The following is an 11,568-nucleotide window of genomic DNA, read 5'->3' on the forward strand; positions in this document are numbered from 1 at the left end:
CGTCGATCTCGAGACGCACCCGCAGCGGCCGGCGACGGCCCTCAGCGCCGAGTTCGCCCGGACCCGCCGAGACGAGACATCAGGCCGTGACGATGTCTCCGTTGCGTGGCATCCACGGCTGCTGCCCTGACCGCTGGAAGGCCATCGGGATGCCACGCGCATCCCGCTCCAGCATGTCCGACACCTGCAGATGCAGGTGGGGCTCGGTGCTGTTGCCGGAGTTTCCGCAGTCGCCGATCCGATCACCCGGAACGACGAGATCGCCGACCCGCACGGTCACGCTGCCCGCACGCAGGTGCGCCAGCAGTACCAGTCCCCTGTCGCATCTGATGGCGACGTGATTGCCGGCGACAGCCCCCGCGCCCCGACGCACACGCGAGGGCTGCGTGAGGGCGTATCCGAGAAGGGCCCCCATCGAACGACGCGCGACGTGGTCGACCTCGCCGTCATGGACGCGGACGACCTCGCCCGACACCGGCGAGAGGATCGAGCGCCCGAAACCGACGAAACCCTCCGGGCTCTCGGTGCCGAGCAGGCTCCGGACCGTGCGCGGCGCGCTGCGCCCGTCCACGCCCACCGGGACGAAGTCGATCGCATACGAGCTGCCGAACAGCGTCGTGCCGTGGCTCGGAACGCGGGACGCCGGGCTGTTCTGCACCAGCCATCGCCCCGTGAAGGGCAGGGACAGCACCACCGTCTCCGCGGGGGTCATTCCGTCAGCTCGATGAGCTTGCGCACGGTGCGCGCATTGCGTGCCGTCCCGGCGACGCCGAGCAGCCTATCGAGCACCGCCTTGGTGAGCTTGGTGGTGTGCACGCCCCCCTCGGCGTAGTCGATCCACAGATCGTCGTCGACGAGCGCTATCCGCTCCCCCGGCACGAGCCGCTCCCGCAGCGCGTCGACCGCACCTGCCGACGCGGGGCCCTCGAGGAACATGGCGTGCAGCAGATTCTCGGATGCCCCGGGGAACGGCTGCTTCGCGTGCGACCGCACGAGCTGGTCGTGCGTGCGATGGACGACGGGCGTATCGACGCCGAACTCGGTCGCGATCATCGCGCGCACGTCGGCGCAGACCGATCGCGGGTCACTCGGCTGCTCGCAGATGATGTTGCCGCTCGCGATGTAGGTCGAGACCTCGCCCAGCTCGGGCGCGATCAGTTCGCGCAGCCGCGCCATCGGCACCCTGTTGCGGCCCGAGACGTTGACGGCTCGCAGGAGCAGGACACTGCGGGTCACGCAGCGTCGCTCGCGATGAGCTCGGCGCCTGCGTGTGTGAGCTCTGCGAGGGCTGCCGTGCTCGGCTCCGGCGCGACACCCGCGATCAGGTCGGTGAGGATCCGGACGCGGACTCCGTGTGCGATCGCATCGAGAGCGGAGGCGCGCACGCAGTGGTCTGTGGCGATGCCGACGACGTCGGCCGTGATGACCCCGGCGGCGGTGAGGATCGCTCCGACCGTCTCCCCCGACTCGGTCGCGCCCTCGAACATCGAGTATGCCCGGCGACCCTGCCCTTTGTGCACGTGGTGCGTGACGGCATCCGTCACCAGCAGGGGATCGTAATCCGCACCCGGCGTGCCCGCGACGCAGTGCACGGGCCAGATGTCGACGAAATCCGGAACCTCCCCGAAGTGGCCGCCGTTGTCGCCCTCGGCGTCGTGCCAATCGCGTGAGGCGACGATGACGTCGTACTCCGATGCATGCAGGGCGAGGAAGTCCGATACCGCGGATGCCACGTCGTCGCCGCCGGCCACGGCCAGCGCCCCGCCCTCGGTGAAGTCGTTCTGGACATCGACGATCAGAAGCGCTCTGCTCATGATCCGAGGGTACGCCGCCCGCGCGCGCACGCCCAACCCCCGGGAAACCAAAAGGCCCCGGGATGTTGTTCACATCACGGGGCCTGCTGGAGCCGCTTGTCAGAATCGAACTGACGACCTTTTCATTACGAGTGAAATGCTCTGCCGACTGAGCTAAAGCGGCGCGATCATCGATGTTACCCGTTCCGGAGCCGCACCGCGAATCGAGCCGACATCACTCGCAGCGGACGTCGCTCTCGGGCACCACATCGTCGAGCAGGAAGGCCTCCACAGTGCTGTCGACGCAGCTGTTGCCCTTGTTGTATCCGGTGTGCCCTTCGCCCACGCGGGTGATCAGCACGCCCTCTTCGAGCTGCTGTGCGAGCGACTCGGACCACTCGTACGGGGTCGCCGGGTCATTGGTCGTGCCGACCACGAGGATGGGGCCCGCGCCCTCGGCGTTGATCTCGCCCCGGGTGCCGGTCGGCGGATAAGGCCACACCGAGCAGGAGTCGGGTCCGTTCCAATACGGAGCGATGGTCGGAGCTCCGTCCGCGATCTTCTTCTCGGTCGCCGCCTCGGCGGCAGGATCGTCCTCGACCGGGTAGTCCATGCAGTTGTACGCGCGGAACGCCTCGCTCGAGTTGTCGAGATACGTGCCGTTCTCGCGACCGTTGTAGAAGTCGGCCAGGAAGAACGCCGTCGTCGGGTCGCCCTGCAGCGCCTCGTCGAGGGCCTGGGTGAGGTACTGCCAGCTGTCAGCCGAGTACAGTGCCGCGATGATGCCGGTCATCAGCGAGTCCGCGCCGAGCATGCGTCCGTCGCCGTTCTCGAGCGGAGCGGCGTCGACACTCGCCAGCAGCGCACCGAGGTCGGCCATCGCCTCGTCGACCGTGCCGGTGAACGGGCACTCCCCCGAGTCGAGGCAGTCCTGCATGTAGGCGCGAAGGGCCGACTCGAATCCGAGCGCCTGGGTCGCGCCGACATCGAGGCCCGAGACGGCAGGGTCGATCGCGCCGTCGAGCACGAGGCGCCCCGCCTTGTCGGGGTAGAGGTCGGCGTACGTCGCGCCGAGGAAGGTGCCGTACGAGTAGCCCAGGTAGTTGAGCTGCTTGTCGCCCAGCACCGCACGGATCAGATCCATGTCACGCGCCGCGTTGATCGTCGTCACGTACGGCAGGATGCCACCGCTGTTCGCCTCGCACGCGTCGGCGAACTCCTTGTGCGCATCGAGGAGCTCCGCCTCCCACTCGGCGCTCCCGCGCTTGCCCGCGGGGATCGAGTAGAGGTAGTCGTCCATGCCCGCAGCATCGAAGCACGTCACGGCCGTCGATTCGCCGACGCCGCGGGGATCGAAGCCGATCACGTCGTAGTTCTCGATGAGGGCGGCTCCGACGGCGAAGTCGAGGCTGTCGCGGATGAGTTCGACTCCACTGGCGCCGGGACCGCCCGGGTTGGTCAGCAGCGAGCCCTGAGCCGTTCCCGTCGCCTGGTGGCGCACGACGGAGAGGGTGATCTCTCCCTCCCCCGGGTTCTCCCAGTCGAGCGGCGCGGTCACGTCGGTGCAGTCGAAGCCCGTGCCGCATTCGCTCCAGGTGAGCGTCTGCCCGTAGAACGGCAGCAGGTCGTCGGCGACGCCCTCCGTGTCAGGAGCGTTGGTGGTCGACGGCTTCGGCTCGGCCTGCTCGGGGATCATCGAATACAGACACCCGGAGAGTGCGACCGATGCCGCGGCGAGGCCCGCGATCACAGCGACGGCACGTCGGATGCGGGAAGTCGGTCGATTGTTCACGGTGTCCTCCCGCTCGTGACAGTCACGAGCAAGCTCTCCAGGGCGAGCAGCGGTGCGACATTGCGCTCCAGCGACTGGCGTGTGTCGGCAAGGTGGTCGAGTACGACAAGAGTACGGGTCTCGGGCCAGGCCGCCGCGAGAGCAGCCAGATCCTCACGAAGCTCACGGTTGATCAGCTCGTCGTCCCTGCCGAACTGCAGCATCACGACGTCACGGAACAGCGACTGGAGATCGGTGAGCACCCTGTCGATCCCGTCGCGCAGACTTCGGGTCGCGCGTTTCTTCTGATCGTCTTCCAGGGCTGAGATCTGCGCTCGCAGGGCGGGCGGGACAGCCTGCCCCTCGGCGATCCCGACGGTGCGGAGCAGGGAGGCGCGCTCGGCCGCATCGCGCTCGGCAGTGAGCGCCTTGGCGTCGTCCGTGGCCGCCTGGATGATGCGCCCGGCGACCTCGACGGCGTCGTTGACACCGCGAACTCCCAGCACCGACCTCAGGGTCTCGTCGCGGCGGCGACGGGCGGATTCGTCGGTGGCCAGACGCTGGGCCATGCCGATGTGACGCTGTGCGTGGCGGGCGGCCTGCTCGGCGATGGCTTCGTCGACCCCCGTGCGGAGGGTGATCAGACGTGCCACGTCTGCGACATCGGGCTCACGCAGTCGCAGCGAGCGGACGCGGGAGCGGATCGTCGGCAGCAGGTCGGCTTCGCTCGGCGCGCAGAGGATCCAGACGGTCTGCTCAGGCGGCTCCTCGAGCGCCTTCAGGAGCACGTTGGAGGTTCGCTCGACCATGCGGTCGGCATCTTCGACCACGATCACGCGGTAGCGGCCCGCAGAGGGCGCGAAGTACGAGCGCTCGACGAGCGCACGGGCCTCCGCGATCGTGATGATGACCTTGTCGGTGCGCAGGGCCGTCACATCGGGATGCGTTCCCGCGAGGACCTGACGCATGGCCGCCTCGTCGTCCGGGTGATCCGCGACGAGCGCCGCGGCGAAGGCATGCGCGAGGGTGGATCGTCCCGACCCGGGAGGACCCGTGATCAGCCAGGCGTGCGAGAGCGCGGACGGATCGGATGCGGCATTGCGCAGGGTGTCGACCGCGGCATCCTGCCCCCACACGTCGGCCCACGGGAAAGGGGCGGCGACAGTCTGGGGCATGCCCTCAGCCTAATCGGGAGCACCGACGTACGTGGCACCGCCGGACGATGTACGCGGCACCGACCGGGTGATGCCCTGGCCATGACGTGGTCGGGCGCACCGCCGGGCGGATCAGCCGATGAGCGTCGAGACCCGATCGCGGATCTGCTCGGCGATGTTCTCCGGAGTCGCGGCGGCATCGAGAACCAGGAATCGCTCCGGCTCGGCCTGGGCCAGGCCGAGGTACGCGTCGCGGACGCGGGCATGGAACTCTGTCTTCTCGGCTTCGAGCCGGTCGAACGGCTTGTCGGCGGAGTCGAGTCGCACGCGCGCCGACTCGGGATCGAGGTCGAGCAGCACGGTGAGATCGGGAAGCGCTCCCTCGGCTGCCCAGAGCGACAGGTCGCGGATCTCGTCGCCGTCCAACACGCGCCCCGCGCCCTGATAGGCGACGGACGAGTCGAGGTAGCGGTCCTGCAGCACGACCTCGCCGCGGGCGAGCGCCGGTCGAACGACGGTCGCGACGTGGTGCGCGCGATCGGCCGCGTAGAGCAGAGCCTCTGCCCGCGGGGCGATGTCGCCGCGATGGTGGAGCACGATGTCGCGGATCAGCTGGCCGACCTCCGACCCACCCGGCTCGCGGGTGCGCACGACCGTCCGCCCCGCATCCGTCAGCCACTGCCCGAGCAGGTTCGACTGCGTGGTCTTCCCCGATCCGTCTCCGCCTTCGAGCGTGATCCAGACTCCGGAGTCAGCCGTCACGAACCGGCCTTCTTCGCGGCATTCGCGGCACGGGTGGCAGCGGCCTTCTTGGCGGCTGCGGACCGCGCGGCCGCCTTCTCCGCATCGGTCGCGGTCGCCTTCTTCGCCGGAGCCTTCTTCGCCGCGGGCTTCTTCGCCGCGGGCTTCTTCGCGGCGGGCTTCTTCGCCGCGGGCTTCTTCGCGGCGGGCTTCTTCGCGGCGGGCTTCTTCGCCGCGGGCTTCTTGGCCGCACCGCGTTTGGGCGCCGGCCCCTTGGCTCGCTTGTCTGCCAGCATCTGCACCGCGGTCTCGAAGGTGATGTCCTCGACCTTCTGGCCCCGGGGAATCGTGACGTTGGTCTCGCCATCGGTGACGTAGGCGCCGAAGCGTCCGTCGCGGATGCGGATCGGCTTGCCGCTCACGGGATCTGCCTCGAACTCGGCGAGCGCGCTGGATGCTCGGCGCGATCCGGCACCGTACTTCGGCTGCGAATAGATCTCGAGGGCCTTCTCGAGGGTCACATCGAAGATCTGCGATTCGCTCTCGAGCGAGCGCGAGTCGGTGCCCTTCTTCAGGTAGGGCCCGAACCGGCCGTTCTGCGCGGTGATCTCCTCGCCGCTCTCCGGGTCGGCTCCCACGACGCGCGGCAGGCTGAGAAGCTGCAGCGCCGTGTCGAGATCGATCGTGTCGACCGACATCGAACGGAACAGCGAAGCGGTGCGCGGCTTCGGCGCGGCATCCTTCTTCGCCCCACGCTTGGGCTTGGGCGCCTCGACGACCTCGCCGGTGGCCTCGTCGACCGCCGCATCTTCAGAGACGGGGTCGTTCTCCTGAACGTAGGGCCCGAATCGGCCGTCCTTGACGACGACGATCTTGCCGTTGTCCGGGTTCGTGCCGAGCACGCGGTCGCCGGCGACCGGCGCATCGATGAGCTCCTGCGCCTTGGCCTCGGTCAGCTCGTCAGGAGCGAGGTCTTCGGGAACGTTGACGATGCGCGGCTTCTCGTCCGGAGCGTCGGGGTTCGCGACCTCGAGGTAGGGTCCGTACTTGCCGAATCGCAGGGTGGCGGTCTCGGTGATCGGCGTGGAGTTGAGCGCACGTGCGTCGATCTCGCCGAGGTTGTCGACGGTCTGGCGCAGTCCGACGTGCGAATCCGAGCCGTAGTAGAAGGAACGCAACCATTCGACGCGCTTCTGCTCGCCACGGGCGATCGCGTCGAGGTCGTCTTCGAGAGCTGCGGTGAAGTCGTAGTCGATCAGGTCGGCGAAGTGCTCCTCGAGCAGGCGCACGACACTGAAGGCGAGCCACGTCGGCACGAGAGCCTGGCCGCGCTTGGTGGCGTAGCCGCGATCGATCACGGTGCCGATGATGCTCGCGAACGTCGAAGGGCGGCCGATGCCGTGCTCCTCGAGCGCCTTGACGAGCGATGCCTCGGTGAAGCGCGGCTTCGGGGTCGTGCGGTGCCCCTTCGCCTCGGCATCGGACATCCGGAGGTCATCGCCCACGGCGACCGCAGGGAGCGACTGATTCTCGTCGGCGTCCTTGTCGTTGCGCTTCTCGTCGCGTCCCTCTTCGTATGCCTCGAGGAAGCCCTTGAAGGTGTAGACCGTGCCCGATGCGGTGAACTCGGCCTTCTGCCCGTCGGCGTCGACCGCGATCGTGACGGTCGTGGTCTCGTACTTCGCGTCGGCCATCTGGCTGGCGACGGTGCGCTTCCAGATGAGGTCGTAGAGGCGGTGCTCCTCGCGGTCGAGTTCGGCGGCGACCGACTTCGGGGTGCGGAAGTTCTCACCCGACGGGCGGATGGCCTCGTGCGCCTCCTGGGCGTTCTTGCTCTTCGACTTGTAGACGCGCGGCTTGAGCGGCACGGCGCTGTCGCCGTACAACGCGACGGCCTGGCTGCGAGCGGCCTGCACCGCCTGGGTGCTCAGCGCCACCGAGTCGGTTCGCATATAGGTGATGTAGCCCTTTTCGTAGAGCCGCTGGGCGACGCTCATCGCCTGCTTGGCACTCATGGAGAGCTTTCGTCCGGCCTCCTGCTGCATGGTGGAGGTGGTGAACGGCGCGTATGGGCTGCGGGTGCCGGGCTTCGCCTCGACCTTGGTGACCGTGCCCGTGCCTGCGGCGTCGATCGCCAGCGCGAGGGCCGCCGCCTTCGCCTCGTCGAGGATGATGACGGCCTTCTTGAGCTTGCCGTCGTCGTCGAAGTCGGTGCCTCGGGCGAGCTGACCGCCGTCCACGCGGACCAGACGGACCTTGAATCCGGACGACGAGGACGCGAGCGCCTCGACGTCCCAGTACTCGGCGGACACGAACGCCATGCGCTCGCGCTCACGCTCGACGATCATGCGGGTGGCGGCGGACTGCACTCGGCCGGCAGACAGACCGGTCTTGACCTTGTACCAGAGCACGGGCGAGACATCCCACCCGTACAGTCGGTCGAGGATACGGCGGGTCTCCTGCGCGTCGACCAGGTCGGTGTCGAGCTCACGCGTGTTGCCGATGGCCGCTTGGATCGCGTCCTTGGTGATCTCGTGGAACACCATCCGCTTGACGGGGACCTTGGGCTTCAGCGTCTCGAGCAGGTGCCACGCGATGGCCTCGCCCTCGCGGTCCTCATCAGTGGCGAGCAGAAGCTCGTCGGCAGTCTTGAGCGCCCGCTTGAGTTCGGCGACGGTCTTCGTCTTGCGATCGGAGACCACGTAATAGGGGTCGAAGTCGTTGTCGACGTCGATCGAGTACTTTCCGTACGCCTGCTTGTCCGCGGCGGGGATGTCCTTCTTGTCTGCGAGGTCGCGAATATGGCCGACCGAGCTGAGCACCTCGTAGCCATCGCCGAGGTACCCCTGGATCGACCGCATCTTCGTCGGAGACTCGACGATGACGAGCTTCTTGCCTTCAGCCAAGGGAGCATCCTTTCTTCGAAGCACACCATACACACCGCCGTGATGGGTTGGTCACAGAGGTCGCCTGCATTTTCGCCGGAAAGTGCCTCGCGCCGCAGTCAGATCCCCTCGGGCGGCCCAGCACGGGCTCGGGAGACGGCAGCGAGTCCAGCGTACTTCGCCTTGACCTGCACGGTCGCCACGAAGCCGTCGACGGCGCATTCGGTGAGTGCTGCACCGGAGGCCGCGGCGACCCGCGCGGCGAGGGTGCACGGGTCGACCGTGACGACGACTGCGCCGCTGGCAGCGTCGGCCGCTGCCAGGGCCGCGGCGTCGGCAGCTCCCGCTGTGCGCTGCGCAGTGACTGCCGCGCCGCCGACGGCGGCGAGTCCGAATGACAGAGTTGCGCCGACCACCAGCACGCCGGCCGCGAGCACCGACCCCGCCATCAGTGCTCCACCTCCACCGTCGAGAACATCAGAGTCCTCCGGCGAGCGCGCAACTCGACGCGCGCACGCCCACCCTCACGAAGCCGCCGACGGTGAAGTCGGTCTCTGCGGACACGCACACGAGATCGCCCGACGTGCTGCTCGACATCGACGCACCGGGCACTGCAGCCGACACCGCATGTGCGGCGGCCCCCTCGTCTTCTCCTCTGCCGAGGAGCCGGGCCGCGTCAGCGGTCGCATCCTGCAGTGCCACCTGACGGGAGGCTGCGCCCAGAGCGCCGGCTCCGAGTAGGAGGACGAGCACGACGGCGGGAACCGCGAGCGCGAGCTCCGCAGTCACGGAGCCGCGCTCGCCGGCATGGACGGAAGTCATCACGACACCGTCAGTGCCCGACGCACCAGGTCCGTGAGGATGCCACGCACCTCGTCTGACCTCATGATCACGACCAGGAGGCCGGCGAAGGCGACGGCCGCCATCGTGGTGATGGCGTACTCGGCGGTGGCCGCGCCACTGTCGTCGCCGAAGAGGGTTGCCGCGCTGCGCCGGGTGAGCGAGGGGATGGTGTTCATGTGTTCCTTCTTTCTATGGGACGGATACGCGGTGCATCCGGTGGAACTCGGCCGTCACAGCGGCAGTGGAGTGGAGGCGAGCACGCTCAGCAGAAGCGGTGCGACGCCGAGCAGCAGGAAGGCCGGGAGAGTGCAGACTCCGAGCGGGATGAGCAGCGTCGTCGAGAGCTTGGCCGCGCGAAGGCGTCCGTCCACCCGTGACGCGTGTCTCTCCTGGCCGGCGGAAGCCCGAAGCAGTTCACCCGCCGGGACCCCGGCAGCATGCGACAGCTCGAGCACCGCGCCGATGCGAGCGTCGTCACCGGGAGACGATGCCGGGCTCTCGGCGACGAGGCGCAGGGCTCGTGGGATCGACGCGCCTCCTGAGAGGGCGACCGCCATGAGCTCGGCTCGCATGCCCGGTGTTCCCGGTTCGGGACGCGCCCGCGTGAGGAGTCGCCCGGTCCATGCGCGCGCCGCGGCGACGAGCAGGAGCCCGGCGACCACGCACCCGGCGCCGGCGGGCGTCCCGACGATGACGCCGACCGTGTCGAAGCCGAGGGCGAAGCCGAGGAAGAGGCCGGCGAACGGCATCCAGAGCAGGAGCTTGGCGGTTCCCGCGGGCTCGGCGAGCGCGATGCGCACGTCGTCCGCGGCGGATGACGCGTCGCGCAGCGTCTCAGCGAGCATCCTCAGCACCTCGGCGAGCGGTGCGCCGACGGTCGTCGCGATCTCCCAGGCGGCCGCGAGGTCACGCCACGCGCCACCCTCCGCTTCGATGGCCGCGATGAGCGGGACGCCGCCATCCGCACGGGCGATCACGGACGCAGCGTGACGGTCGCCGATCGAGGCAAGATGGCGCCATGCGACCATCGGCACCGCGCCGGCTTGGAGAAGCACCGCGAGCGTCTGCACCGATGTCGCGGCGTCGCCCCCGGTCTCGACGACCGGACGACGCCATCCCCTCACCACGGCCGCACCTCCTCGATGCTCAGCCGATCCCCGCTCACCGCGAGCTCGCCGGCGTGCGCGATGCGTCTCCGCCCGCCAGGCGCCCTGTCGAGATGAAGGACGATCGTGAAGGCGCTCACAGCCTGGCGCGCGAGCGCCGTGGCATCCATCGCCGCGAGGGCGCCGAGCGCTTCGAGCCGGGCCGGCACGTCGCTGAGACCGCTCGCGTGGAGAGTTCCCGCTCCCCCGTCGTGTCCGGTGTTCAGAGCAGTCAGGAGTTCTCTCACCTCCTCGCCGCGGCATTCTCCGACCACGAGACGGTCGGGGCGCATGCGCAGCGACTCGCGGACCAACCGGGCGAGGCTGATGCCGCCGGCTCCCTCGAGATTCGACTGCCGTGCCTCCAGAGCGACGTGGTGGGGATGCTGCGGGCGCAGTTCGGCGACGTCCTCGATCGTGACGATGCGCTCAGAGGCCGGGACGGCTGACAGCAATGCCGACAGCAGCGTGGTCTTGCCCGTTCCCGTCCCGCCGGTGATGAGGATGTTGGCGCGCTCGGCGACGAGCTCGAGAAGCCAGCTGTGCTGGGCCGCGTCGAAGGAGCCGAGCGCCGCCAGCGCGTCGAGATCGGCAGCGCGCACTCTGGGCACACGGATCGAGAGCGCCGTCCCCGACGTCGAGATCGGCGCGAGCACGGCATGAACGCGGATGCCGGAGTCGAGCCTGACATCGACGCACGGAGCCTGGTCGTCGAGATGTCGACCGCCGAGTCCGACGAGCCCGACCGCGAGGTCGCGGACCTCCCGCTCGGACGCGCTCCACCCGAGCACGGGTTCCGCACCATGCCCTCGGTCGATGAACAGCCCGGATGCGCCGTTGACGAAGATGTCGGTGACCTCCTCGTCTGCGCAGTGCTCGGCGAGGAGGCCGAAGGCGGGATCGACCTGCAGCGGCGAAGGAGCACCCCGGACGGTTCCGTCGACGAGCGCCGCCGAGCCGCGCGGCTGAATGACGAAGGGATCAGGCATGCCCCGAAGCTAGGGCTCACGGCGGATCCGCGGGGTCGCCGCGGCGCTCCCGCGACGACCACTGTGAGCAACGTCTGGACGATGGCATCCGTGCAGAGCGGGTGTGGACGGCGTCAGATCGCGAGCCACAAGATGGGAGCGCTCCCGGCATAGAGATGGGCGGCACCTCACGGGGGGAATGAGATGCCGCCCACGGCGTCCCTCATGGGGGAATCGGGCACGCCAAGGCCAGAATGAGAATTCGGCT

General features: G+C 68.9%; 12 protein-coding genes and 1 tRNA gene. All 13 read right to left on the bottom strand.

What is annotated here, in order from left to right; genetic code table 11:
- Positions 1-79 precede the first annotated feature (79 nt).
- Positions 80-712 carry a M23 family metallopeptidase gene (locus AKG07_RS07940; protein ID WP_053097346.1) on the bottom strand — a complete coding sequence of 211 codons (633 nt, stop codon included), beginning with the start codon at positions 710-712 and terminating at the stop codon, positions 80-82.
- A complete protein-coding gene (locus tag AKG07_RS07945; RefSeq protein ID WP_053097349.1) occupies positions 709-1,236 on the bottom strand; it encodes a DUF1697 domain-containing protein in 528 nt (175 codons plus the stop codon). Before AKG07_RS07945 ends, AKG07_RS07940 begins: the two co-directional genes overlap by 4 nt.
- Positions 1,233-1,814, bottom strand: a complete 582-nt coding sequence (locus AKG07_RS07950) for an isochorismatase family protein (protein WP_053097351.1) — start codon at positions 1,812-1,814, stop codon at positions 1,233-1,235. Before AKG07_RS07950 ends, AKG07_RS07945 begins: the two co-directional genes overlap by 4 nt.
- Positions 1,815-1,901: 87 nt before the next feature.
- Positions 1,902-1,977: transfer RNA gene (locus tag AKG07_RS07955), tRNA-Thr, on the bottom strand.
- A 51-nt stretch (positions 1,978-2,028) separates the two neighbouring features.
- Positions 2,029-3,585 (bottom strand): alpha/beta hydrolase, encoded by a 1,557-nt coding sequence (locus AKG07_RS07960; protein ID WP_053097353.1) that lies wholly within the window; start codon positions 3,583-3,585, stop codon positions 2,029-2,031.
- Positions 3,582-4,739, bottom strand: coding sequence for a DNA polymerase III subunit delta' (locus AKG07_RS07965; protein WP_053097355.1), 1,158 nt, complete (start codon positions 4,737-4,739; stop codon positions 3,582-3,584). Before AKG07_RS07965 ends, AKG07_RS07960 begins: the two co-directional genes overlap by 4 nt.
- A 111-nt stretch (positions 4,740-4,850) precedes the next feature.
- Positions 4,851-5,480, bottom strand: a complete 630-nt coding sequence (gene tmk / locus AKG07_RS07970; RefSeq protein ID WP_053097358.1) for a dTMP kinase — start codon at positions 5,478-5,480, stop codon at positions 4,851-4,853.
- Positions 5,477-8,365, bottom strand: coding sequence for a type I DNA topoisomerase (gene topA / locus AKG07_RS07975; protein ID WP_053097359.1), 2,889 nt, complete (start codon positions 8,363-8,365; stop codon positions 5,477-5,479). The genes tmk and topA overlap by 4 nt, the downstream gene beginning before the upstream one ends.
- A 98-nt stretch (positions 8,366-8,463) precedes the next feature.
- Entirely contained in the window at positions 8,464-8,793 is a 330-nt protein-coding gene (locus AKG07_RS07980) for a hypothetical protein (protein WP_053097361.1), read from the bottom strand.
- Between the two features lie 28 nt (positions 8,794-8,821).
- Entirely contained in the window at positions 8,822-9,166 is a 345-nt protein-coding gene (locus AKG07_RS07985; RefSeq protein WP_053097363.1) for a TadE family type IV pilus minor pilin, read from the bottom strand.
- Positions 9,166-9,363, bottom strand: a complete 198-nt coding sequence (locus AKG07_RS07990) for a DUF4244 domain-containing protein (RefSeq protein ID WP_053097366.1) — start codon at positions 9,361-9,363, stop codon at positions 9,166-9,168. The genes AKG07_RS07985 and AKG07_RS07990 overlap by 1 nt, the downstream gene beginning before the upstream one ends.
- A 54-nt stretch (positions 9,364-9,417) precedes the next feature.
- Positions 9,418-10,314 carry a type II secretion system F family protein gene (locus AKG07_RS07995; protein WP_082297863.1) on the bottom strand — a complete coding sequence of 299 codons (897 nt, stop codon included), beginning with the start codon at positions 10,312-10,314 and terminating at the stop codon, positions 9,418-9,420.
- A complete protein-coding gene (locus tag AKG07_RS08000) occupies positions 10,308-11,321 on the bottom strand; it encodes a TadA family conjugal transfer-associated ATPase (RefSeq protein WP_053097367.1) in 1,014 nt (337 codons plus the stop codon). The genes AKG07_RS07995 and AKG07_RS08000 overlap by 7 nt, the downstream gene beginning before the upstream one ends.
- Positions 11,322-11,568: the final 247 nt, after the last annotated feature.

The organism is Microbacterium sp. CGR1 (genome assembly GCF_001266755.1).
GTDB lineage: Bacteria > Actinomycetota > Actinomycetes > Actinomycetales > Microbacteriaceae > Microbacterium.